Raw genomic sequence first — 23,318 nt, 5'->3', positions numbered from 1 at the left:
GCCCTGTTGGCTCGGTCTCCGGCACAGGCCAAAAGCAGCCATCAGTTGCGGGCTGACGCAGCCCGTGTGGGCCGGAATAAGGTACATCAGAAAGAGTTGTCTTTTCTGCTGGGTCATCTGTCTGTTTTACGCTACTTGATAATATAAAGACAAGGGTAGACTTGGCCCCCTGTTAATAAGGAGCCTCTGATGCGAATCTTTTCCCCTCTTCTCTTTCCGCTGATGGCGGTGCTGATCTGGGCTACCAATACCGTGGTGTCCAAGGCGGCCGCCAGTGTGCTGGACCCCGCGGCTATCTCCTTCTATCGCTGGGTGATCGCCGCCCTGGCGCTGACCCCCTTCTGCCTGCCGCAGCTGTGGCGCCGCCGCAGTGAGGTTCGCCCCTGGCTCGGCAAGCTGCTGGTGCTGGCGGCGCTCGGTATGGTGCTCTACCAGTGCCTCGCTTACTACGCCGCTCACAGCACTTCGGCTACCAATATGGGGGTGATCGGCTCCCTCATTCCACTGCTTACTCTGCTGCAAGGGGCGCTCTTCTTCGGCCAGCGTCCCGGCAAACAGGCACTGCTCGGCATGAGTATCTCCCTGTTCGGGGTGCTCTGGCTGCTTGGCAAGGGCGAGCCGCTCGCCCTGCTCCACAACGGCATCAACCCGGGGGATGGCATGATGCTGCTGGGCTCCGCCAGCTACGCCCTTTACGGCCTCTTGATCCGCCGCTGGCACCTGCCGTTTGGCCCCTGGCTCAACCTCTACATGCAGATCCTGCTGGCGGTGCTACTGCTGGTGCCACTCGCCCTCAGCGCCGACTCGATGGCGGTGCCGGCCGAAGGGTGGGGGCTGGTGCTCTTCGCCGGGCTCGCCTCCTCCCTGCTGGCGGCTTACTGCTGGATGCGCGGCCTCGCCTGTATGGGGGCAGAGCGCACCTCGGTCTTTATGAACCTGATGCCGCTCTGTACGGCACTGATCGCCGTCGTCGGCCTGGGTGAACCGATCCACGGCTATCACCTGCTGGGGGGCGGGCTGATCCTGGGCGGGGTGATGGCCTCCCAGCTGAAGGGGCGTGCACCGGTAGCAGAACGGGAAGCCGCCTGAGAACCAACATCGTCCAGAAACAACAAGGGAGCCCATGGCTCCCTTGTTGTTTCTGCAATGCACGTCAGTGAGCATCTCAACCGGCCCGGCGCCAGCGGTAGCGCCGCTCCGGCCGCCCCCGCTGACCATAGTTGAGATCCACATCGACCCGGTCTTCCGACTCCAGATACTCCAGATAGCGGCGCGCCGTGGTGCGGCTGAGGGAGAGTCGCAACGCCACCGTGTCGGTGGAGAAGACGCTCTCCGGCTCGCCCGCCAGCAGATCCAGCACCTGACGCAGGGTGATGCTGTCGATCCCCTTGGGGGTGACGCGCATCTCCTTGATCTGGGAGCGCCCCCCCTTGCCCAGCAGCTTGTCGAGATCTTCCTGCTCCAGCCGACCCCGCTCGCAGAGGCGGCTGTGCAGTTGCAGGATCTCGTCCAGACTCTGCTGGATGCGAAACAGCCGTAATGGTTTGATGACGTAGTCATGAACCCCCAGATTGAGGGCCTGCTGGATGGTCTCCACATCCCGCGAGGCGGTCACCATGATGACATAGGCTTCGCGGTTGTGGCTGCGCAGGCGGCTCACCCACTCAAGGCCGGAGCCATCGGGCAGGGAGACATCCACCAGCAGCAGTTGGGGCACCACACCGGCCATCATGGCATCGGCCTGGGCCAGGGTGCCGGCTCGCCCCAGCAGGGAGAAACCGGGTGTCGCCGCCACCAGTTCTGACAAGATGGCACCGATCCGATCGTCATCTTCAATAACAAGCGTGATTATTGGGTCCATGGCTCACATTAATTGGTTTTTATTCAAGTAGATACCAAACAGGGTGGTCTGCTCGGCGGTTCGCCGCCATTCTATCACACCCTCGTGCCGACCCACGGTCTCCTTGACCAGGAACAGACCCACCCCGTGATCGCCGCTCTGGCGACTCACCCCGTAATCGAACAGATGATCGGCCAGCTCCTCGTCGACCCCCTCGCCGCTATCCTCCACCTCGATCACCAGCCGCCGCCCCACATCGCACAGAGAGAGCAGCACCCGCGGTGGCCGCTGCTGGCGGTTGCGCCAGGCCGCCTGCAAGCCGTTGTCCAGCAGGTTGCCAATGAGGGTAATGAGATCGGCCGAGACCGAGGCCGGATACTCCGCCAGCGCCGAATCGGGATCGAGCTCCAGGGTCACCCCCAGCTCGCGGGCCCGGCTGAACTTGCCGAGAATAAGCCCCGCCACCGGCTTGTTGTCGATCAGCCGCAGCAGCTCCTGCAGCATGGTCTGGCACGCTTCGTTCTCCTGCTGGATCAGCTCCACTGCCTGATCCACATGGCCCAGTTGCAACAGGCCGGAGAGGCTGCTCAGCTTGTTGGCAAACTCGTGGCTCTGCATCCGCAGCATCTCGGCATACTGGCGCAGGTGGGTCACCTGCACCCCCAGACTGGCAGCCACCTCCGGGCGGCTGAAGATCAGCAGCCGCCCCGGTGCCTTGCCCTGCACCGCCTGCCAGCGACCGACAAAGGACTCCCCCTGAATGGTGAAACTCACCTCGCCCCCCTCCTGCTCCAGACAGGGGGCAAGGGGCGGCACCAGCTCCGCCAGCGACTGTCCCTGCAGGGCGTGGCGCCCGGTGACCGGCAGCCGCAGCTGATAGCTGGCGCTACTGTTGATCATGTTGATGTTGCCGCGGCCATCGAGGGCGATCACCCCTTCGGTGATGTGCTCAAGTACCAGATCCTGCAGGGTGAAACGGCGCACGATCGCCTCCGGCTCCAGATCGAGCAGGGTCTTGCGCAGCAGGTATTGCACCCAGAGTGCCAGCAGCAGGCCGCACCCCAGCACCGCCACAATGGCGCTGATGAGCAGGGCCACCCGCTCCATATAGATGCCCTCTACCTGCTGCATCAGGTAGCCCACCACCACGGCCCCCATGACGCGCCCATCCCCGCCCACCACCGGGGAGAAGCAGCGGATCGCCGGCCCCATGGTGCCCCGATCCTTGGAGCAGTAGCTGCGTCGCTCCTGCAGCGCGGGCCAGATATCCTCGCCGCGAAACTTCTGTCCCACCAGCTCGGGGTTGGGGTGGCTGAGGCGGCGACCATGCTCATCGGTCACCACCATATAGGTGGCGTCGGTGCGGTTGCAGACCGCCTCCACATAGTCGCGCAGGGTAGGATCACTCCCCTGACGCAGAGCTTCGACCACCCGGGTGTCCGCCGCCATAACCCGTGCCAGATCGCTCCCCTTATCCTGCAGGTTGCTCTCCAGCAAATGGCGGATAAAGAGGGCCAGCAGGCTTCCCAGAATGAGGATCAGCAGCAGGGAGAGCCCAAGAGAGAGAGTGACCAACTGGTGGCGAAGTTTCATGCACATACCTTAAAACGTCAGGACGCTGCCCAATAGTGCGGATGCCACCAGGTCTGGTCAATCAAAGGTGCCGGATCGCCGACAAAATCGGCCAATCCTTCCTCGCGGGCGCAGAGCGCCACCGCTCTGGCGACGGAGCGGGCCACCTCTCCCACCTGCTCGATGGGGGGTAGCAGCCGACCCGCCACCAGCGGATAGGCGCCGACTGCCCGCACCGCGGCGAGCAACATGCCATCGCTGATGCGGCGCGCCTTGACCGCGCAGGCCCCCAGGCCAATGCCCGGGAAGACATAGACGTTGTTGCACTGGGAGACCACCCGCCACTCCCCCGCCACCGTCACCGGCGCAAAGGGGCTGCCGGTGGCCAGCAAAGCGCGGCCATCTGTGGCAGCCCACACCTGCTCGGGTGTTGCTTCGGCGCTGCGAGTCGGGTTGGAGAGCGGCAGGATCACCGGCTGCTCGCACACCTCCCCCATCGCCTTTAGCACCTCGCCAGTAAAGAGGCCACCCTGACCGCTGACCCCGATCAGCACAGCCGGGCGCACCTGACGGATGGTCTCCAGCAGCGAACTGCTCCCCTCCTCCACGGCACGGGCAAATGGCTGTTGGGCACGAGTCAGGTTGGGACGATCGCTGCAGACCACCCCGTCCTGATCAAACAGCCAGACGCCGTCGTGACTCCCCGCCAGCTGGGCCAGCATGGCGGCGATGCCGCAACCGGCAGAGCCCGCGCCGACGATCAGCACCGGGGCATCGCACAGGGCTGTCCCCGCCTGCTGCAACCCGGCCAGCATGCAGGCGGAGGCAACCGCCGCCGTGCCCTGAATATCGTCGTTGAACATGCAGAGCTCGTCCCGATAACGGGTCAGCAGGTTGGCGGCATGCTTGCCTGCAAAGTCTTCAAACTGCAGCACCACCTGCGGCCAGCGCTTGCGAATGGCGGCGACCACCTTGTCCATGAAGTGGTAGTAGCTCTCGCCGTCGATACGCGGGGATTGCCAGCCGAGGTAGGAGTCATCCTCCAGCAGCTCGGGGTTGTTGGTGCCTACATCGACACAGAGCGGCAGGGTGCGCGCCGGATTGATGCCGCCAGCAGCGGAGTAGAGCGCCAGCTTGCCGATACAGATCCCCATGCCGCCGATACCGAGATCGCCAAGCCCCAGCACCCGCTCGCCGTCGGAGATGACGATCACGTCCACCTCCTGCTCCACTGACTCGAGGATGTCGTCAAGATCGTCCCTGTCATGCCAGGAGAGATAGAGCCCGTGGCTGCGCAAATAGAGGTCGCTGTGGCGCTGACACGCCTCCCCCACCACTGGGGTGTAGATGATCGGCAGCAGCTCCGGCAGGTGGTGGCGTACCAGATCGTAGAACAGCACCGGGTTGTCCTCCTGCAACTGGCGCAGCAGCAGATGCTGGTCAAACGGACTCTGCATGGCGCTGACCAACCGGTAGATCCGGCGCCGCTGCTGGGAGAGGGACTCCTCCTTGTGGGGCATACGCCCCCGCACGCCCTGACGCTTGCGTTCTGCATAGGGCAGGCTGGTGCATCATGATGTCGTTCATTTTGTTTGTTCCTCAATCCGGTATCAGGCGAACAGGGAGATCAGAGCAGTAGCCAGGATCAGCATCACGGCGCCGCCAAGACGGGAGGAGATCTGGGCAAAGGGCATCAGCTGCATCCGCTGGGCCGCCGAGAGCACGGCTACGTCGCCGGTGCCGCCCATGTTGGCCATACAGAGCCCGCCGGTGATGGCCGCCTCGATGGGATAGAAACCGATCATCCGGCCCACCAGTGCCGCGCCGAGGGCGCCACCGATCACGGTGACCATGACCAGCACGAAGTAGCTGATGGAAAAAGCGCTGATCAGCTCCGGAATACTGGTATAGGCGACGCCGATCCCCACCAGCAGGGAGGGAGTGAGGTTGCTCACCACAAACTGATACCAGTCGGCCGCCGCCTGCTCATAACGGCGCGGCAGCAGGCCGCTCACCTTGATAAAGGCGACAGCCAAAATCATCAGGGCGAAGGGGTGCATGGGGATAAAGTTGCCAAGCAGGGAGCCCAGCACAAACATGCTGGAACTGATGAAAAGGCCCATGCCCAGACTCTGCAGGGTCGGCGCTTCGGCCTGCTCGTCAGCAATGCTATGGCTATTCTCTTTGACCATCAGCTTGCCGTTGCCGGTCAGGGAGGGGTAACGGCGACCGAGCCGCGCCAGCAGGGAGCCCACCAGAATGGCCAGGGTATTGGCGATCACCACCGCCGGTACCATGCGTGACAAGAGATCCGCACTGGACATCTGCATCGGGCCGGAGAGGATCTCCACCAGAGGCACCGCACCGGCGCCCATGCCACCGCCCATGATCGGCAGGCCGATCAGCAACACCGCATTCTTGAAGCCATACCCCATCAAGGAGCCGACCAGCCCCACGCTCAGCAATGCCAGCGCTACGCCGCCAAGAATGACCGGCAGATAGCGCATGGCGGCATTTTTCAGCAAAGCGCCGCTCATGCCAAACACGGAGCCAGTCACCAGACTGGCGATAAAGAAGTTGAGAAAGCCTCCCTCCTTCATGAAGTTGGTAATGACCTGCCCCGCCTGCACCGGCAGCAGCTGGTATTCGAACAGGGCGGCGCCGCCAAAGATGGCGAGGATGGTGCCACCCCCCAGGTATTCGCGGATCGGCATGATCCGCTCCCCCAGCTCGGTCAGCAGGGTGCCCAGCACAAACATCAGCGCCAGCGCACCGACCATGCCCAGCGGCAACGAGCCGTTCCAGCCGGAAAAGAGAACGCAGGTCGCCAACCCCAGAAATATAAAGAGCGGCATACCGGCAATTTGTTGGCCGCCCATCAAGGCGGCCTTTTCTTGTGTGGTTTGTAGGGGTGAGAGGTTTTTCATTGTTATGTACTCTGCGTGTGATTGTGACCGCTACTTTATTGATCCCCCTCGCCTCTGTCGGTTAGCCAGACTGCAAAGCCATATAAAAACATTAAAAACTTAAACATCATGGTGCCGCCAACGAGCGCAGCACAATAGAACACCAGACATCCGATACCCTACCAAGTCAGGAAATAGGGCGATAAAACGAGCGAGCCCAATGGCGGATATTTGGGTGATCAGCAGTAATAACGATGCAATGATCTCCCCCCTTCGGGGAAATAACAGAGCCAGATGACAAGCTCTGCGACCATTTATCGCCACAGCTCCTGTGAGTGATAATCAGCAGGCAATGTCATCGCCATAACGCGAGTGCCACGGCGTGCCACATCAGGGTTTGAGTCGGCGAGCAGGAAGCACGCACGATGAAGAATGGTAAGAAGCAAGATGCAAAAAGGGGGGGATTGAAATAGTGATGAGTCAAGCCAGCGATTACCAGAGCACTGGCTTGAACTCACAAGGATCACACACGGTCAGGTCTATTCTGCCAACAGCAATGGAATATTGGCGGGGTCAAAATCATGACTGATATCGGTACTTCTGATAGCGCCTTCCCGATTCACGCCATGGTGTAACTCTGCACCATATTCTCCATCACTCAACAGCGCTTCAATTGCCAGATATACACATCCACTGTCATATCCATCCACAACCCGTTTCCCCCTTGTTTTATAACCCCATCAATATTAGCGGATAAAAAAAGAGCTGCTCACTGAAGCTGAAAATTTCATGAAAATAACCACCGGATATCCTCCATTCACGGCGCAATATCCGAATCGGCAAGAGAGCCTCGAGTGGATCAGCCCCGAGAATAATATCAGGGGCTCGAATGCTGCCAACTCGCACCAGCGAAAGATCCGACCAGAAACATGATCCGCATCACACTATTTACTTAGCCTGCTAAACAAGTATGATACTTAGCAGGCTAAGTACATTGAGGATGAGAAGATGACGGATCTGGAAAGGTTGCGCGAGCTGTCGCTCGCCGAGCAGATAGCGCGGATGCACCGGCTATGGCGTACTGCCGCCGATCTGGAGCTGGCCCCCCTTGGCCTCACCCATCCCCGCTGGACCGCGCTGTGGAAACTCTCCCGCATGGGAAACCATGTCAGCCAGAAGACCCTGGCCGAAGCCCTCGAAATAGAACTGCCCTCCCTGATGCGCACCCTGGGCCAGCTGGAAGAGCAGGGACTGATTGAGCGCCACTGCTGCAGTCAGGACAAACGGGCCCGCATCGTCTGCGTGACCCCGGCTGGCCAGACCCTGCTCGATCAGATCGCCGACCGCATCATGAATATCCGCCGGGAGCTGCTGGGGGGCATCGACGAGCAGACCCTGCAGCTGTTTGAAGCCACTGTGCAACGGATCTCGGCCAACGCCCTCAGCAAAATTGAACAACACCACGACCGACAAGCCGGAGGCGATACAAGTCCTCCCGAGACCGACACAGAGAGAGAATAAGATGACCCCGGATCAACAATTTACCCGCTGGATCAAATGGTCCATGGCTGGCTTTGCCACCCTGTTTGCCTATTTTCTGATAGCCGACCTGCTGATGCCCCTCACCCCTCAGGCGATGGCGACCCGGGTGGTCACCAAGCTGGCCCCCCAGGTGAGCGGCAAGGTGATCGAGGTCGCCGTTCACAACAACCAGCAGGTCAAGAAGGGGGATCTGCTGTTCAGGCTGGATCCGGCCCCTTTTGAACTGGCAGTGGAGCAGGCCCGCCTTGCGCTGGCGCAGGCAGAGCAGCAGAACAGTGAACTGGATGCCGCCCTGACCGCCGCCGTTGCCGAGATCAACGCCAAGGAGACCCTGGCCAGCCAGAAGTGGCGCGAGGCTGAGCGGATCGATGCGCTGTACCAACGTCACATGGTTTCGCTGCAACAAAAAGATGAGGCTGACAGCGCCCTGCGCAGCGCCCAGGCCAACCTGCGCGCCAGTCAGGCCAAACTGGCCCAGATCAAGGCCAGTCGTGGCGTGACCGGTGAGGATAATCTGTTGCTGCGCCAGGCCCGCAACAAGCTGGCGCAAGCGCAACTGGCCCTCTCTTACAGCCAGGTCCACGCGGATCAGGATGGCACCATCACCAACTTGCAGCTCAAGCCGGGCAGTATCGCCAGCGCGGGCAGCCCGCTGCTAGCGCTGGTGTCGGAACAGGTCGATGTCATAGCCGATTTTCGGGAGAAGAGCCTGCGCCATGTCGGCGAGCAAACCCGCGCACTGGTCGCCTTCGATGGCGAGCCGGGTCAGCTCTATCCTGCCCGGGTAAGCAGTCTGGATGCCGGAGTGAGCGCCGGTCAGTTTGATGCCAATGGTCGACTGGCCGCGCCGGTGGAGTCTGATCGCTGGGTACGGGATGCCCAGCGGATGCGGCTGCACCTCGAGCTGGAGCAGCTCCCCGACCATCTGCCAGCCGGGGCGCGGGCCACGGTGCAACTGCTGCCGGACAATGCCCTGACTGCCATGCTGGCACGGGGCCAGATCCACCTGCTCAGCCTGCTCCATTATGTCTACTAACCACGCCACTCACCCGTCGGCCAATACTGCCCCAGCCCACCCCGTCGGTGGTGCTGCCACTCACCTCTGGTATCGGCCCCTCACCGGCAACGAGCTGCGCCAGTGCCTGCGCATCGCCTTTGGTTGCACCACGGGCTTTCTGCTCTGCAAGCTGTTTGGCTGGAATTACGGGGTCTTCTATACGGTCACGCCGGTGCTGCTGCTGGGAATGGTGCCGGTGATGAATGGCCATGCCGCACGCCAGCTGATCGCGGCTGCGGTGGTCTGTGGGGTGGAGGTCGGGCTGCTGGGGGGACTGTTTGGCAGCCATCCGGCGCTGATGACCCCCATCGCCTTTCTGCTGTTTCTCTACCGCTTCGCCGCCATGTCGCGGGGCAGCCTGTTTCTGTTCGGGGCCAACGGGGTACTGAGCCTCAGCATCATGCTGCACTTTGCCAGCTATCCGCAGACCGACCTCAACGACCTGATCCTCAACAATATCTGGGCGAGCGTGCTGTCGGTGCTGATCGCCTATCTGATGACCATGCTGATCCCGGATGTGGAGGCCAGACCCAAGCCCACCTCGGCCCCCAAGGCGCCGCACCGGATGCGCCATGAAGCCCTGCTGGGTGCCACGGTGGCCACCCTGTCGTTTCTGGTATTTCAGGTGTTTGACCTGCGCGACTCCATGTCTGCCCAGGCCACAACCCTGCTGGTGCTGTTCCCCATGCATTGGAACGGTGCGCTGAGTTATGCCCGCAAACGGGCGATGGGCACCTTGCTGGGTGTCACCTTCGGCTTGCTCGGCCAGCTGCTGCTCTATGACTGGTCAGGGCAACTGCTGCTGGTCGCTCCACTGCTGTGGCTCGGCGCCATGTTGTTCAGCCATGCCCACGTCAAGGAGGCAGGCGGCTCCGGGGTCGGCTTTGGCGCCCTCACTACCCTCGGCATCCTGTTTGGCCAGTACCTCACTCCGGGCAACGATCTGGTGTTCAGCGCCCTCTACCGGGTGAGCAGCATACTGTTTGCCATCGTGGTCACCCTGCTGGCCTGCTACCTCGTCCATCGGCTGCTCAATCGCTTCGAGGCGACCCGCTTCGGTTATTGATTTCCTGTTGTAAGCACTGTTGTCAGCCCATGGATGAGCTCTCTTTCGCCCCGTCGCCTGCCGGGGCGTTTTTTCTCTCCCTCGTGTTCCTCCCTTGTCATCCCCCCGCCGCCACAGCTCAGCGCAGAAGTACGGCTATGCTTGTAAGGCTGCTGTCGATGAGGTGTACCTATGGTCGCGTTGCTAAAAAAATGGCTGGTTTGTCTGATGCTGTTGGCTACCAGCCCGCTCGGGGCCACCCCGCTTGTCATTGGTGCCGAAGATGACTGGGCTCCCTACTGCGAGCGCGACAAGGACAATGAGGATGACCAGCCACGCGGACTGGCGCCTGAGTTGGTCAAGGCGGTGTTCGCCGCCGAAGGGATCGAGATTGTCTTTCGCACCCTCCCCTTCGCCCGCTGCATGCACGATGCGAAAAGCGGCAAACTTGCGGGGTGCTTCAACGCTACCATCACCGAAGAGAACCGCTACCAGTACCACTGGCACGATACCCCCATGTTCGAGGAGGATCTTGCCATCTTCGCCCTTGCCAGCGAGCCGCAACGGGATCTCAAGCTCACCTCGCTGGAGGGCAAGCGGGTGGGCATCACCCTCGGCTACACCTACCCTACCGATTTTATGGAGAACCCCAGAATCACCCGCTTTCAGGCCAAATCCGATGCCCAGATCCTCGAGATGCTGGTGCGCGGCCGGGTTGACTACATCCTGATGAACGGCATGCCGGGCTACCTCAAGATCCAGCAGAAGCAGCTGACCGGCAAGGTGGTCAAGGTTGGCAAGCTCTCCACTGATGGCTTCTGGCTCGCCTTCTCCCGCAACACACCTCAAGGGGAAGCGCTGGCCAAGCAGTTCGAACAAGGGCTGCAGAAGATCAAGAACAACGGCATCTATGAGACGCTGATCCGCCAGTTTGAAACCAGACTTGGCCTCTACTGATTGACGATGCCTTCCTGATAGCGCCCCCTCATACTCGCGCCGTAGGCCGGACAGCTAGCGACGCACCGAATGGCCCCGCTGATTGCACAATAACGGCAACCTGTTAGGCTCACGCCCGTATGACACCAATGGAGCTGTAATCATGAATAAGGTACATATGATGGCCGCTGGTGCGCTGGCCCTCGGCCTGCTCGCTGGCTGCAATCAGGGCAATACCCTCTCCGTCACTGGTGGCGAACCGGTCAGTTACCAGTGCGAGCAGGGCAAGAAGGTGCAGGTGCGCTACTTCTCCCTCTCTGACGAGAGCCTCAACTTTATCAAGCTGTCACTGCCGGACGGCAAGGATTACACCCTGCCCCAAGCCGTCTCGGCCTCCGGCGCCCGCTATACGGACGAACATGAGGCCGTTTGGTGGAACAAGGGGGATGAGGGCTTTGTCGAGCTTCGGGATCAGGATGGCGAGTGGCAGACCGCCTACAACGACTGCAAACAGCAATAAACGTGACCCCGGCCTGGCCGGGGTCTCTCTTTCTCTGGCATCAGAGTGGTGGGGGATCAATTGATCTCGATTTCGAAACGGTTGGTCACCTCGACCGGAATGGCATCCGGGTTGCCCTCTGCCGGGCTGTAGCGGATCCGCGAGAGGGTCGCCAGCGCGCTCTGTTCCAGCTCGCCGGGGGGCTCGGCCGCCACCACTTCCGGCTTGACCGGCGTGCCGCTGGCGTCGATTTGATAGCGAACTTCCACATACCCCTTGACCGGTTTGGTCGGCAGGGCTGGCTCGTCATTGCCAAGCCATGACCACTGCTTCTCCTGAACCCAGTAGCTGGACAACTGCTCGAGTGGGATAGCGATCGGAGCGCGCTCGTGCGCCACCTCCTGACGGGATGAGCACCCCAGCAACAGTGTCACTGCCAGACCTGACCATACTGCGACTTTCCACTTCATGTAACGCTCCTTGTTCGTTGCCGGTGCTTGTTGCCGGACTGCAGGGCGCTCAACGCGGCCCGCTTGGTCAGTCACCCATCCTAACGAAAAAGTATTCGTATGAACATTAACAAAAGGGCCAACCCCGAGAGGTTGGCCCTTTTATCGTCAATAAGCTCACTAACCATACGCTGGCATCAGCCGCGCTTGTCGCTCACCACCAACCAGAGCGCATGCACCATGCCCGGCAGACCGCCCATCAGGGTCAGCACGATGTTGATTAAAAAGTGCAGGCTAAAGCCCACCTGGATAAACGCGCACACAGGGGGCAGGAAAATGGCCAGCAGGATCTTGAGCAGATTGTTCATCTCGGCTCTCCTTTTCAAAAATGTCGTCAGGATTGGAATGGGCTAACCATAAACATCCCGGACTTCAACTGCAAACCAGACAGGGAATTCGCTCACCCGCATCACGCCAGGCGTTGAGGTCGTGGATCTGCTGATTGCTGCTGCCACGCCAGAGCAGGCCCGGGTCTGCCAACTCCTTTTCAAACTTGCCATCCACCAGCACATCCAGCAAGGCCACCAGCTCGCGCTGGGCCTCTGACAGTTCGCCAAGCAGATAACCGGTCCAGCACCAGATATCCTTGCCCGGACACTCGGCGCGCACCCGTTTCACCAGCGCCAGCACGTGGGGCACGTTGGCCGGGTGGAGCGGATCGCCGCCGGAGAGCGACAGACCTCGCCGTTTGATCCGGCTGTCGTTGAGGTCGCTAATGACGCGATCGCTCATCGCCTCATCGAATGGCTTGCCGCCATCGAGTCGCCAAGTGCTCTGGTTGTAGCAACCCGGGCACTGATGCTCGCAGCCGGAGACAAACAGGGTGGCTCGGGTGCCGGGGCCGTTAATCACATCGACCGGGTAGTATTGGTGGTAGTGCATCGCTTGTTTCCTGCCTCGTTCACGGGAAGGCGGCATGGTTGCCGCCCTCCAATGAAAATGGCCCCTTGAGTCAGGGGCCAGCTCTTCATCGCCTGTGCGCTTACATATGTTTGACGCGGCGCTTCACCTCTTCCTGCTTGCCCGCATTGAAGGGGCGCGCATCCGGGCTGCCGAGGTAGCCGCAGACACGGCGGGTCACCGACACCTTGGCCGGGTCGTGGTTGCCGCAGCGCGGGCAGGTAAAGCCCTTGGAGGTGCACTCGAACTCGCCGGTAAAGCCGCAGTCGTAGCACTCGTCGATGGGGGTGTTGGTACCGTAATAGGGCACCTTGTCATAGCTGTAGTCCCAGACGTTTTCCAGCGCTTCCAGGTTGTGCTGGATGTTGGGGTACTCGCCGTAGCAGATGAAACCGCCACTGGCGATGGGCGGATAGGGCGCCTCAAAGTCCAGCTTGTCGTACGGGTTGACCTGCTTCTCCACATCGAGGTGGAAGCTGTTGGTGTAGTAACCCTTGTCCGTCACGCCGGATACCACGCCAAACTCTTTGGCATCGATGCGGCAGAAACGGGTGCAGAGGTTCTCGCTCGGGGTGGAGTAGAGGCTGAAACCGTAGCCAGTCTCCTCTTTCCACTCATCGATGGCCGCCTTGAGGCGGGCGATGATGGCGATAGCCTTCTGTTGCAGCTCGGCGCTGTCAAACAGGTGCACCTTGTCACCAAACAGGGCGTTGATGGTCTCGTGAACCCCGATATAACCGAGGGAAATGGAGGCACGACCGTTCTTGAAGATCTCGCTGACGTTGTCGTCCGCCTTCAGCCGCACGCCGCAAGCCCCTTCCATATAGAGGATCGGAGCAACCCGTGCTTTCACCCCGTCCAGACGGGTGATGCGGTACATCAGCGCCTTCTTGGCGACCCGCAGGGAGGCATCGAGACGATCCCAGAAGTCCGCTTCGTCACGGGATTTCAGCGCAATGCGCGGCAGGTTGAGGCTCACCACCCCCAGGTTGTTGCGACCTTCGTGGATCAGCTCGCCATTCTCCTCGTAGGCACCGAGGAAGGAGCGGCAACCCATGGGGGTCTTGAAGGAGCCGGTCACTTTCACGACCTGGTCGTAGTTGAGGATGTCCGGATACATCCGCTTGGAGGCACACTCCAGCGCCAGCTGCTTGATGTCGTAGTTGGGATCGCCCTGCTTGTGGTTGAGGCCATCCTTGATGGCGAACACCAGTTTCGGGAACACGGCGGTCTTCTTGTTCTTGCCAAGGCCAGCGATACGGTTGCTGAGGATGGCGCGCTGGATCATCCGCGACTCCCAGCTGTCCCCCAAGCCAAAGCCAAAGGTGACAAACGGGGTCTGACCGTTGGCGGTGTGCAGGGTGTTGACCTCGTACTCCAGCGACTGGAAGGCATCGTAGCACTCTTTCTCGGTGCGAGCCATGGCGTAGGCTTCCACATCGGCAATGCCCCACTCTTCGGCCACTTCACGGTGCTTCTGCCAGCTGATGGTCACATAGGGGGCCAGCACTTCGTCGATGCGGTTGATGGTGGTGCCGCCATAGATGTGGCTCGCCACCTGGGCGATGATCTGGGCGGTCACGGCAGTGGCGGTGCTGATGGATTTCGGGGTATCGATCTCCGCATTGCCCATCTTGAAGCCGTGGGTCAGCATCCCTTTCAGATCGATCAACATGCAGTTGAACATCGGGAAGAAAGGCGAGTAGTCGAGATCGTGGAAGTGCAGATCACCGCTCTCATGAGCCTGAACCACATCACGGGGCAGCATGTGGCTGGTGGCATAGTGCTTGGCGACAATACCGGCCAGCAGGTCGCGCTGGGTCGGGATCACCTTGGAGTCTTTGTTGGCATTCTCGTTGAGCAGGGCTGCGTTGGTCTGCTCGACCAGACCGCGGATCTCCTGCGCCAGACGGCCGCGCGCCTCGCGAGCCTGATCCCTGTCGTGGCGATATTCGATATAGGCACGGGCGATGGCCTTGTCGTCGGAAGCCATCAGGTGGTTTTCGACCCGGTTCTGGATCTCGTGAATATCAACTTCACCACGCCCTTCCAGCTCCTGACTCACGGCATTGGCAATGCGGGAGGCGAGTGCCGGATTGGCCTGATTGACCGCTTCCGCCGCACGGCTGACCGCCTCTGCAATCAGCTGGGCATTGAATGGTGCGCGACATCCGTCACGTTTGATCACAACCGGTTTCATGAATTTTCCCCGTTAAAAGGCCAGGCATTTGCCTCTGGCTCACCCTTGTTGGGCCCCCCTCCCGGCATCTCGTCCTGGACGCAAATAAATTCAGCCGAGGCTTGACAAGCCTGGGCTGAAGATAGGAGAGGAACAGCTTATACACAGCTTAATAACACAACATATAGGGATTAAAAACGAATGCGTCCCTATATGTGGTGTCTATTAGGCACCAAAGCGCAGCCTCATTTCTTGATCCAGAACAGGTTTTTCAGCGAGCGGGACAGTTCACGACCAACCAAAAAGAGCTCCATTCAAATCCAACCTCAAGCGGGGTGCGGGCTGGCGTCCGATCCACCCACCCGAAAAAAAATCGCCCCCCGCCGCACAGGTTTCGAGATGACAGCGTCAACCAAAACCGCCCATACTGAACAAGAACTCTCTCCCCCTCGACAAGGGACAACCCATGCGCACCTCCCTGCTATTGCTACTGCTATCCACCCTCTCTCTGCCGCTCTGGGCCGCCAACATTCTGGTGATCAGCAGCTACCATCCCGAATACCTGTGGGACCAAAGCTACAACAAAGGGCTGCTCGATGGCTTGCAGGGGGAGCACAAGATCACCCACTTCTATATGGATACCAAACGCCATCCACGGGAGAAGTTTGACGAGATCGCCCAGCAAGCCATCGCCTTTTATCTGAAGAACAAACCGGATCTGGTAGTACTGGGGGATGACAACGCCATCAACTATCTGGCCAACGAGATCGCCTCGCTGGGCACCCCGGTGGTATTTCTCGGCATGAACGAGAATCCGCGCCTCAAAGGCTTTGTCGGCCACCCCAAGATCACCGGCGTGCTGGAGCGCCCCCTGCTCAAGCGCAACATCAGCGAAATAAGCCAGATGATGGGGGGGCTCGACAAGGCGCTGGTATTGTTTGATTCCAGCAATGTGGCCCTCACTGCCATTGAGGATGAATTCAAGACCCAGACCGAGCTGCGGGTCGGTCAGACCCGGATCAACAGCCAGCTGATGGGGGATTACAGCCTATGGCAGGAGGCAGTGCTCAACGCCAAGAAAAACGGCTATCAGGCGATCTTCCTCGGCCTCTACCACACGCTGGTCGATGACAATGGCAAGCATGTAAGCGAAAAGACGGTGCTGGAGTGGACCAGCGCCAACACGCCGGTGCCGCTCTTCTGTTTCTGGGAGTTTACCGTCGGCAAGGGGATGGCCATCGGTGGGCTGGTGCTGGACGGCCACGATCAGGGGATACAGGCAGCCAGCCTCATCAACACCATACTGGCGGGCACCCTGCCCCGTACCATCTCCCCGCGCGCGGCCCTGCGCGGCGAATATGTCTTCAGCAAGAGCGAGCTGGCCCGCTGGCAGCTCACAGTGCCTGACAAATGGCGCCACAAGATCCTCTGGCGTGAGTAACCGCCGAAACAAAAAAAGAGAACCCGGCCATGCCGGGTTCTCTTTTATCGGGTGCTGCGGTTAGCAGGCTTGGTGAGGGCTATCAGCCCTGCAACGCCTGTTGCAGCTCCTCTTCAGTCCAGATGGTAATGCCGAGCTCCTGCGCCTTGGTCAGCTTGGAACCGGCCGCTTCCCCCGCGACCAGCACATCGGTCTTGGCAGATACCGAACCCGCCACCTTGGCCCCCAGCGCCTGCAATGCCGCCTTGGCGTCGTTGCGCGACAAGGTGGTCAGGGTCCCGGTCAGCACGAAGGTCTTGCCGGCAAAGGGTTGCTCCGCGGCCTCTTTCTTCTCGATAGCCGGCCAGTGGATGCCGGCAGCCAGCAAGGCTTCCAGCACCTCCACGTTGTGGGGCTGACGCAGGAAGTAGTAGACATGCTTGGCCACCACCTCGCCCACGTCGGCCACTTCGAGCAGTTGCTCCACCGATGCAGCGCGCAGGGCATCCAGGGTGAAGAAGTGGTTGGCAAGGTTGAGCGCAGTCGCCTCCCCCACTTCGCGGATCCCCAGAGCAAACAGGAAGCGCGGCAGGGTGGTACTGCGCGCAGCATCGATGGCGGCTACCAGATTGAGGGCCGATTTTTGCCCCATCCGCTCAAGACCGGCCAGCTGGATGGCGTTGAGGCTAAACAGATCGGCGGGAGTCTTCACCAGCCCCTTGTCTACCAGCTGCTCGACAATCTTGTCGCCAAGGCCATCCACATCCATGGCGCGACGGGCGGCGAAGTGCTTGATCGCCTCCTTGCGCTGCGCCTCGCAGAACAGGCCACCGGAGCAGCGGGCAACTGCCTCTCCTTCCAGCCGCTCTACTGCCGAACCACACACCGGACACTCGGTCGGGAAGAGGATCGCGCGGGCGTCGCTTGGGCGCTGCGCCTCCACCACGGCGACGATCTGCGGGATCACATCCCCTGCCCGGCGCACGATCACCGTATCGCCAATCATCACGCCAAGGCGCTCGATCTCGTCGGCGTTGTGCAAGGTGGCGTTGGAGACGGTCACGCCGCCGACAAACACCGGTTTAAGCTTGGCCACCGGGGTCACGGCGCCGGTGCGGCCGACCTGAAACTCGACGTTCTCAAGCTCTGTCATCTCTTCCTGCGCCGGGAACTTGTGGGCGGTCGCCCAGCGCGGCGCGCGGGCCACAAAGCCCAGCTCCTCTTGCAGAGCGATGGCATCCACCTTGTAGACCACGCCGTCGATCTCATAAGGGAGCTCGCCACGGCGGGCCAGAATGTCGTCGTGGAACGCCTGACAACCGGCGGCCCCCTCTTTGAGCTTCACCTCTGGACTGAGCGGCAGCCCCCACTCCTTGAGCTGATTGAGGCGACCAAAGTGAGAGTCACCGAGCAGCTCGCCGCCAACACCGACACCGTAAGCGTAAAAGCTCAGGGGACGGCTGGCGGTGATGCGCGAGTCAAGCTGGCGCAGGCTGCCTGCTGCGGCGTTGCGCGGGTTGACGAACACCTTCTCGCCCGCTGCCAGTGCCTTGGCGTTCATCGCCTCAAAACCGGCCTTGGGCATAAAGACTTCGCCACGCACCTCCAGCCGATCGGGCCAGCCAGAGCCCCGCAATGCGAGCGGAATGGCCTTGATGGTACGCACGTTCTCGGTGATCTCCTCACCGGTGGCGCCATCGCCCCGGGTGGCCGCCTGCACCAGCTGACCATCCACATAGAGCAGGCTCACCGCCAAGCCGTCGAGCTTGGGCTCGCAGCAGAAGTTGAAAAGCACGTCACGCTTGAGGCGATCGCTCATGCGCTGTTCGAACGCCTGCAACTCTTCGCTGCTAAAGACGTTGTCCAGACTCAGCATAGGGATTTCGTGGCGCACCTGTTTGAAGGCGGTCAGCGGCTGACCGCCGACCCGCACGCTCGGGGAAGCCGGGGTTTTCAGCTCGGGATGCTCGGCCTCCAGCGCAATCAACTCGCGCATCAGGCGATCGTATTCGGCATCCGGCACTGTGGGGTTATCCAGCACATAGTACTGGTGACCATATTCGGTAAGCAGTTCACACAATTGACGGTGGCGGGAGAGGGTGTCGCTCATGAAAAAGTCTCGAAGTGTGATTGAACATACGGCCGGGGTAGAAACAAAAATGCGGTACCAGGGTACCGCACTTTTTCTTCACTCGACCCGCATGGCGTATTAGTCGCGACTGGCCTCGTAGGCAGCCAGCTCGTGACGGTAACGGGCAATGGTCTCGTCGCTCAGCGGGCTGCGATCCATATCTGTCAGCATGGCATCGAGATCGCTGGCCAACTGATCGGCAGCCTGCAACATATCCTCGAAGGCAAACGCGGCATTGCTGCGCAGCGGCAGTTGCATGAACAGGGAGACACCCGGTGTGGTGAACTGCTCCATCCGGTACGGGTTAAAGGTACCCGGCTTGACCATGTTGATCATGGAGAAGAGCACTTCACCCTTACCGTTGGGATCTTCGTGACGGTGGAAAATATCCATCTCGCCAAACTTGAAGCCCAGCGCCATCAGGGATGAGAGCAGGGTCGCACCTTGCAAGTCGTGACCAGGACGGCCCATCAGGTTGATGACATAGACATCCTGCCAGATCTTCTCGACCGGCTGGGGCGCCATGCGCGGCTCTTCAACCACAGGTGCAGGTGCCACATAGGCCGGCTCTTCATAAACAGGCTCGGGAGCCACATGACGGGGCTGCGGCTGATATTCCGGCTCGGGAGCACGCACCGGTTCGGCACGAACAGTGTCAGCGGTACGGACTGTCTCTGCACGGGCACCAAAAGTCGGGGCGGTCGCGTAAGCGGGCTCGACCAGCGGCTCGTCGTCCAGCGACTGCATCATGGGCTCGCGCTGGGGACGGGAACGGTAGACCGGGGTACGACGATTGACCTGAGCAGGTTTGCGCACCGGCGCGGCGGGCGCCTCGTCGATCTCCTCGGGCAGCGGTTCGTCGAACGCTTCCTCCTCTTCATAGACAGGAGGCGGCGGAACCGGGCGGGCAGCAGGCTTGCGCACTACGGGCGGCGGCAGATCGTCCTCGTCATCTTCATCATCAAAGGCGGGGACGGCAGGGCGACGACCGAGTTCCGGCTGGCGGCTCTCTTCACTGCGCAGCTTGGGCTCGGCACGACGGCCACCACTGACCACACGTACCTGGCCGATGCCATCGCTGTCGAAGGCGTCGTTATCACGATCCCGCGACTTGGAGTCCATCCGTCCAATCGGTTTCTCTTTGATCGGTGCCTGACGATTCTTTTTGTTGCTCCACAACCCGTGAATGAGCAATGCCGCAATAGCAATACCGCCCAGGGCAACCAAGATGTAACGCAATTCCTGCATTAGCTGCTTCTCTTTCTAGTTTTGCTCAGCCAAAGCGACGGCTTCACCGATATCGACCGACACAATGCGAGAAACCCCGGGCTCTTGCATCGTGACGCCAACCAGCTGCTCAGCCATCTCCATGGAGACCTTATTATGACTGATGTAAACGAACTGTACTGTGCTCGACATCTCTTTGACAAGAGAACAGAAGCGACCGACGTTCACTTCATCGAGCGGTGCATCCACCTCATCCAGCAGACAAAAAGGTGCTGGGTTGAGTCTGAAGATGGCAAAAACCAGCGCAAGCGCGGTTAACGCCTTCTCCCCCCGGAAAGCAGGGCAATGGTAGCATTCTTCTTACCCGGAGGTCTCGCCATGATGCTCACTCCGGCCTCCAAAAGATCATCGGAGGTAAGCTCAAGCCAGGCACTGCCCCCACCGAACACTTTTGGAAACAGGGATTTTAAATCTTCGTTGACCTTATCGAAAGTGTCCCGGAACCGTATTTGTGTCTCTTTATCAATTCTTTTAATGGCTTGGCTCAAGGTTTCCAGCGCTTGCTCGAGATCCTGGCACTGATTTTCAAGATAGGTTGCCCGGGTTTTCGCCTCTTCGTACTCCTCCAGCGCCGCCAAGTTGATGGCGCCGAGCGCCTCCACTTGCGCCTCCAGGGTCTGGATCTCCTGCCGCAACTTGCTGCGATCAGCGGCGATCAGCACCGCCTGATCGAGATCTACCAGTCGAACCCCCAACTCTTCGAACTGCTCGTGCAGCCCTTGTCGACGGGTGAGGTTGCGTTCGCGCTCAAGGCGCAGGGTTGCCAGCTTCTCTTGCAACGTCACCAGCTGCTTGTGATCGGCACTTCTGGCCTGTTCCAGCTCACCGAGCTGGCGCTCCAGCTCCGCAAGCCGTTGATGGCAGGCGAGCTGCTGCGCCTCCAGATTGCGCTGCTCGGCCAGCAGGGGCGCCAGATCCGGTATTGCTTCGCTATCCGGCCCTTTCAGCCCGGCCAGCTCCAGCCCGAGCCTTGCCAACTCCTCTTCACCCAAGGTAATGAGTTGACGCAGATTGCCCAACTCCAGTTGCAAACGCTGGCTGGTCGCTTGTTGCTGCTCGCGACGCACACGGGCCTCGTCGACCGCCCGCTCGCAGCGGGTCAGCTGCTCCTGAGCGAGCTGCAACCCTTGCGTCAGCGGCTCCGCCTGCTCCTGCAACTCGGCAAGGCGCGCCTCATCGAGTTCCAGTTGTTCACGGGCGCTGGCCAGCCGCTCTGCCTCTTCGGCCTGCTCCTGATCGAGCCGGATCAGCTCTTCACCGAGCTGACCGAGCCGCTGCAACCGCTCCTGCCGCTGACCCTGTTGCAGGCTCCAGGCTTCGCGCAGTTGTTGCCATTTCTGCTCTTGCTCGCGCAAGGTTCGCTGCGACAACTCCTGCGCGCTGGCAAGCTGGGCGCGCCGGGCATCAGCAGCAACAAGTTGCTCGCTTAGCTGTACCAACCCCGCGGCAACCCTCTCCTGCTCGGTATGCAACCGCTCACGCTCACCGAGCAGTGCCATGGTGCCGAGCGCCGCGCCTTGCCCCAGATCTGCCCAGTTTGGCCCCAGCCAGTCGCCAGCAGGAGTCAGTACCGACTCACCGGTCGCAAGGCTTGGCTGGCGGGCCAATGCGGCCTCCCGGCTCTCCACCAGCCAGATGGCGTTGAGGAAGGCAGGAATATGCTCACCACCCAGTTGCGCCGCCAGCGTACCGGCAACCGCCGGTTGTGCCGGGCCAATCCAGAGTCCCTCTTGCGCCAGATTGCACTCGTCCGCCGGCGTTGCGGTAAGCCAGCGACCCAGCACCTTGTCGAGTGCCTGTGCCCACTCGGGGGCAACCTGCAGTCGATCCGCCAGGGTCGCCCCCTCCATCTGCTCGCCGAGGATCTGATCCAGCGTCGCCAGCCGCGCCTCCAGCTCCCGCTGCAGGCTCAACTGCTGGCCATGCTGCTGCTTGAGTTGTTCATGGGCGTCGACCGCCTGCGCCAGCTGCTCGGTCAGCTCACCATTGGCCGCCCGCATCAGCTCCAGCTCACCACTCAGGGCATCGAGGGCCGGTTGCAGATCGTCGGCCTCTGTGCCGAGGGGGCCGGCGCGTTCATCTTCCAGCTTGAGGCGGGCCAGCCGGGTCTTGGCCTGCAGCTCCTGCAGACCACCCAACCGGGTACGGGTCTGGTTGAGCTGCCCCTGCAACCCGGCCAACTGTTGCTGCCACTGCTGCTGGCGCAAGCGGGCCTGCTCCAGCCGCTCGCTGGCGTGCTGGCGGGCCTCCTGCTGCTCAGTGAGCAACTGCTCACACTGCTCCAGCCGGGCGCTCTCCTGCTCGGCGCGCAATACCCCTTCGGTCAGTTGATCCTGCTGGCTGACCAGCTGCGCCTTGCGAGTGGCGATCCGCTCGCCGAGCGCCTCTGCACGGGCCTGCCAGTCGCGCCCCAGTTCACTCTGGTGCAGTTGCTGTTGCTCGAGACGGGCGATGGCCTGCCCGCCGAGAAAAATCTGTTGCTGACGGCTCGCCTGCTCGGCTTGCGCCTCTTGTCTGGCGACCGACAGGGTGACGTGGCGCCCCTCATCGGCGGTGCGCTTGGCATCGAGCGCCGCCAGCGCCTGCTCGGCCTGCGCCAGCTCTGTTTTGGCCTCGCCAAGGCGCGTCTCCAGCGCCCACAATTCGGAGCCAATCAGCTCGGCACGAGCGGCGCGCGAACGACTCTTGAGCTGTTTGTAGCGTTCGGCCGTTTCGGCCTGGGCTTTGAGGTGGTCAAGGCGCGAACCCAGCTCGCCGCGAATATCGCCGAGGCGCTCCAGGTTCTCCTGAGTGTGGCGAATGCGCTGCTCGGTCTCGCGGCGCCGCTCCTTGTAGCGGGAAACCCCGGCGGCCTCTTCCATAAAGAGCTTGAGATCGGCCGGACGCGACTCCACCAGTCGGCTGACAGTGCCCTGCTCGATGATGGCGTAGCTGCGGGGGCCAAGGCCGGTGCCGAGGAAGAGGTCGGTCACATCCTTGCGGCGGCACTTCTGGCCGTTGATCTGATAGTGGTTGGAGCCGTCGCGCAGCACTTCGCGGCGCACCGAGATCTCGGTAAAGCGGCCAAACTCGCCGGGCACCCGGTTGTGGGGATTGTCGAACACCAGCTCGACCGAGGCGCGCCCGTGCGCACTGCGATTGATAGAGCCGTTGAAGATGACATCGGTCATGTTCTCACCGCGCAGATGGCGAGCGGAACTCTCCCCCAGCACCCAGCGCACCGCGTCGATGACGTTGGATTTGCCACAGCCATTGGGGCCCACCACGGCGGTCATGTCTGCCGACAGTTCGATGCGGGTCGGCTCGACGAACGACTTGAAGCCGGCGAGTTTGATCAGTTTCAGACGCATGGCGACCTGTATCAGTGGCTAAATAAAGAGGATGCGGGCAGGTGACTTTACCAAATCCAGACCCGGCTTTGTTTGTAATATGCAGGCATCATCCCCATTCAATGCCCGATTTTCAGTCGCCACGGCACGAAATAAGGAATAGTCG

The 23,318-nt window shown here is 61.1% G+C and carries 17 protein-coding genes and 2 pseudogenes; 7 read left to right on the top strand and 12 right to left on the bottom strand.

The annotated features are described in order from the left end of the window. The first annotated feature begins 189 nt into the window (after nucleotides 1-189). Nucleotides 190-1,089 carry a DMT family transporter gene (locus ACTG2B_RS05540; RefSeq protein WP_216977238.1) on the top strand — a complete coding sequence of 300 codons (900 nt, stop codon included), beginning with the start codon at nucleotides 190-192 and terminating at the stop codon, nucleotides 1,087-1,089. Between the two features lie 76 nt (nucleotides 1,090-1,165). On the opposite strand, the gene ACTG2B_RS05535 is transcribed toward ACTG2B_RS05540, so the two are convergent. From ACTG2B_RS05535 to ACTG2B_RS05515, 5 genes and pseudogenes are all read right to left on the bottom strand, one after another. Beyond that, entirely contained in the window at nucleotides 1,166-1,861 is a 696-nt protein-coding gene (locus ACTG2B_RS05535; RefSeq protein WP_075115718.1) for a response regulator, read from the bottom strand. 3 nt (nucleotides 1,862-1,864) lie between these two features. Next, complete coding sequence (locus ACTG2B_RS05530; protein ID WP_439995318.1) at nucleotides 1,865-3,433, bottom strand: ATP-binding protein; 1,569 nt, start codon at nucleotides 3,431-3,433, stop codon at nucleotides 1,865-1,867. 17 nt (nucleotides 3,434-3,450) lie between these two features. Further along, a pseudogene (locus tag ACTG2B_RS05525) lies at nucleotides 3,451-4,999 on the bottom strand (NAD-dependent malic enzyme). A 23-nt stretch (nucleotides 5,000-5,022) separates the two neighbouring features. After that, on the bottom strand, nucleotides 5,023-6,339 hold the full coding sequence (locus ACTG2B_RS05520; RefSeq protein ID WP_439995317.1) for a 2-hydroxycarboxylate transporter family protein: 1,317 nt from the start codon (nucleotides 6,337-6,339) through the stop codon (nucleotides 5,023-5,025). Between the two features lie 518 nt (nucleotides 6,340-6,857). After that, a complete protein-coding gene (locus ACTG2B_RS05515; RefSeq protein ID WP_162850512.1) occupies nucleotides 6,858-7,028 on the bottom strand; it encodes a hypothetical protein in 171 nt (56 codons plus the stop codon). 298 nt (nucleotides 7,029-7,326) lie between these two features. On the opposite strand from ACTG2B_RS05515, the gene ACTG2B_RS05510 reads away from it, so the two are divergent. From ACTG2B_RS05510 to ACTG2B_RS05490, 5 genes are all read left to right on the top strand, one after another. Next, a complete protein-coding gene (locus ACTG2B_RS05510; protein ID WP_005349886.1) occupies nucleotides 7,327-7,839 on the top strand; it encodes a MarR family transcriptional regulator in 513 nt (170 codons plus the stop codon). A 1-nt stretch (nucleotide 7,840) separates the two neighbouring features. Further along, on the top strand, nucleotides 7,841-8,896 hold the full coding sequence (locus ACTG2B_RS05505; RefSeq protein WP_040066685.1) for an HlyD family secretion protein: 1,056 nt from the start codon (nucleotides 7,841-7,843) through the stop codon (nucleotides 8,894-8,896). Continuing rightward, nucleotides 8,886-9,983 carry a DUF2955 domain-containing protein gene (locus tag ACTG2B_RS05500; protein ID WP_201943296.1) on the top strand — a complete coding sequence of 366 codons (1,098 nt, stop codon included), beginning with the start codon at nucleotides 8,886-8,888 and terminating at the stop codon, nucleotides 9,981-9,983. The genes ACTG2B_RS05505 and ACTG2B_RS05500 overlap by 11 nt, the downstream gene beginning before the upstream one ends. Nucleotides 9,984-10,154: 171 nt before the next feature. Beyond that, nucleotides 10,155-10,919, top strand: a complete 765-nt coding sequence (locus ACTG2B_RS05495) for a substrate-binding periplasmic protein (RefSeq protein WP_439995316.1) — start codon at nucleotides 10,155-10,157, stop codon at nucleotides 10,917-10,919. A 142-nt stretch (nucleotides 10,920-11,061) separates the two neighbouring features. After that, nucleotides 11,062-11,418 (top strand): MliC family protein, encoded by a 357-nt coding sequence (locus ACTG2B_RS05490; protein WP_005349873.1) that lies wholly within the window; start codon nucleotides 11,062-11,064, stop codon nucleotides 11,416-11,418. A 56-nt stretch (nucleotides 11,419-11,474) separates the two neighbouring features. Here the strand turns inward: ACTG2B_RS05490 and ACTG2B_RS05485 are convergent, their stop codons facing one another. The 4 genes from ACTG2B_RS05485 to nrdD form a co-directional block, all read right to left on the bottom strand. Further along, entirely contained in the window at nucleotides 11,475-11,867 is a 393-nt protein-coding gene (locus tag ACTG2B_RS05485; RefSeq protein ID WP_179903343.1) for a TonB family protein, read from the bottom strand. 176 nt (nucleotides 11,868-12,043) lie between these two features. Next, complete coding sequence (locus tag ACTG2B_RS05480) at nucleotides 12,044-12,214, bottom strand: YqaE/Pmp3 family membrane protein (RefSeq protein WP_005338440.1); 171 nt, start codon at nucleotides 12,212-12,214, stop codon at nucleotides 12,044-12,046. 64 nt (nucleotides 12,215-12,278) lie between these two features. Further along, on the bottom strand, nucleotides 12,279-12,788 hold the full coding sequence (gene nrdG, locus ACTG2B_RS05475) for an anaerobic ribonucleoside-triphosphate reductase-activating protein (RefSeq protein WP_179903342.1): 510 nt from the start codon (nucleotides 12,786-12,788) through the stop codon (nucleotides 12,279-12,281). A gap of 100 nt (nucleotides 12,789-12,888) precedes the next feature. Next, entirely contained in the window at nucleotides 12,889-15,006 is a 2,118-nt protein-coding gene (nrdD, locus tag ACTG2B_RS05470) for an anaerobic ribonucleoside-triphosphate reductase (protein ID WP_040066676.1), read from the bottom strand. A gap of 445 nt (nucleotides 15,007-15,451) precedes the next feature. Here nrdD and ACTG2B_RS05465 point away from each other — a divergent pair, with 445 nt between their 5' ends. Beyond that, nucleotides 15,452-16,426, top strand: coding sequence for an ABC transporter substrate-binding protein (locus tag ACTG2B_RS05465; RefSeq protein WP_021229152.1), 975 nt, complete (start codon nucleotides 15,452-15,454; stop codon nucleotides 16,424-16,426). Between the two features lie 82 nt (nucleotides 16,427-16,508). Here ACTG2B_RS05465 and ligA read toward each other — a convergent pair whose 3' ends face one another. The 3 genes and pseudogenes from ligA to ACTG2B_RS05450 form a co-directional block, all read right to left on the bottom strand. Then, nucleotides 16,509-18,515, bottom strand: a complete 2,007-nt coding sequence (gene ligA, locus ACTG2B_RS05460; RefSeq protein WP_421264855.1) for an NAD-dependent DNA ligase LigA — start codon at nucleotides 18,513-18,515, stop codon at nucleotides 16,509-16,511. 99 nt (nucleotides 18,516-18,614) lie between these two features. Continuing rightward, nucleotides 18,615-19,784, bottom strand: a complete 1,170-nt coding sequence (gene zipA, locus ACTG2B_RS05455; RefSeq protein WP_040066671.1) for a cell division protein ZipA — start codon at nucleotides 19,782-19,784, stop codon at nucleotides 18,615-18,617. A gap of 15 nt (nucleotides 19,785-19,799) precedes the next feature. Then, a pseudogene (locus ACTG2B_RS05450) lies at nucleotides 19,800-23,173 on the bottom strand (AAA family ATPase). Between the last annotated feature and the right edge of the window lie 145 nt (nucleotides 23,174-23,318).

This window comes from Aeromonas sp. 30P (assembly GCF_051919805.1).
Classification (GTDB): Bacteria; Pseudomonadota; Gammaproteobacteria; order Enterobacterales; family Aeromonadaceae; genus Aeromonas; species Aeromonas veronii.
The sequence above is the reverse complement of the archived record's forward strand: the minus strand, read 5'-3'. Positions and strand labels throughout refer to the sequence as shown.

Excerpts from the sequence above, each read along its gene's own strand:
- ACTG2B_RS05540 (WP_216977238.1), top strand. The coding sequence starts at position 190 with ATGCGAATCTTTTCCCCTCTTCTCTTTCCGCTGATGGCGGTGCTGATC.
- ACTG2B_RS05535 (WP_075115718.1), bottom strand. The coding sequence starts at position 1,861 with ATGGACCCAATAATCACGCTTGTTATTGAAGATGACGATCGGATCGGT.
- ACTG2B_RS05530 (WP_439995318.1), bottom strand. The coding sequence starts at position 3,433 with ATGAAACTTCGCCACCAGTTGGTCACTCTCTCTCTTGGGCTCTCCCTG.
- ACTG2B_RS05520 (WP_439995317.1), bottom strand. The coding sequence starts at position 6,339 with ATGAAAAACCTCTCACCCCTACAAACCACACAAGAAAAGGCCGCCTTG.
- ACTG2B_RS05510 (WP_005349886.1), top strand. The coding sequence starts at position 7,327 with ATGACGGATCTGGAAAGGTTGCGCGAGCTGTCGCTCGCCGAGCAGATA.
- ACTG2B_RS05505 (WP_040066685.1), top strand. The coding sequence starts at position 7,841 with ATGACCCCGGATCAACAATTTACCCGCTGGATCAAATGGTCCATGGCT.
- ACTG2B_RS05500 (WP_201943296.1), top strand. The coding sequence starts at position 8,886 with ATGTCTACTAACCACGCCACTCACCCGTCGGCCAATACTGCCCCAGCC.
- ACTG2B_RS05495 (WP_439995316.1), top strand. The coding sequence starts at position 10,155 with ATGGTCGCGTTGCTAAAAAAATGGCTGGTTTGTCTGATGCTGTTGGCT.
- ACTG2B_RS05490 (WP_005349873.1), top strand. The coding sequence starts at position 11,062 with ATGAATAAGGTACATATGATGGCCGCTGGTGCGCTGGCCCTCGGCCTG.
- ACTG2B_RS05485 (WP_179903343.1), bottom strand. The coding sequence starts at position 11,867 with ATGAAGTGGAAAGTCGCAGTATGGTCAGGTCTGGCAGTGACACTGTTG.
- ACTG2B_RS05480 (WP_005338440.1), bottom strand. The coding sequence starts at position 12,214 with ATGAACAATCTGCTCAAGATCCTGCTGGCCATTTTCCTGCCCCCTGTG.
- nrdG (WP_179903342.1), bottom strand. The coding sequence starts at position 12,788 with ATGCACTACCACCAATACTACCCGGTCGATGTGATTAACGGCCCCGGC.
- nrdD (WP_040066676.1), bottom strand. The coding sequence starts at position 15,006 with ATGAAACCGGTTGTGATCAAACGTGACGGATGTCGCGCACCATTCAAT.
- ACTG2B_RS05465 (WP_021229152.1), top strand. The coding sequence starts at position 15,452 with ATGCGCACCTCCCTGCTATTGCTACTGCTATCCACCCTCTCTCTGCCG.
- ligA (WP_421264855.1), bottom strand. The coding sequence starts at position 18,515 with ATGAGCGACACCCTCTCCCGCCACCGTCAATTGTGTGAACTGCTTACC.
- zipA (WP_040066671.1), bottom strand. The coding sequence starts at position 19,784 with ATGCAGGAATTGCGTTACATCTTGGTTGCCCTGGGCGGTATTGCTATT.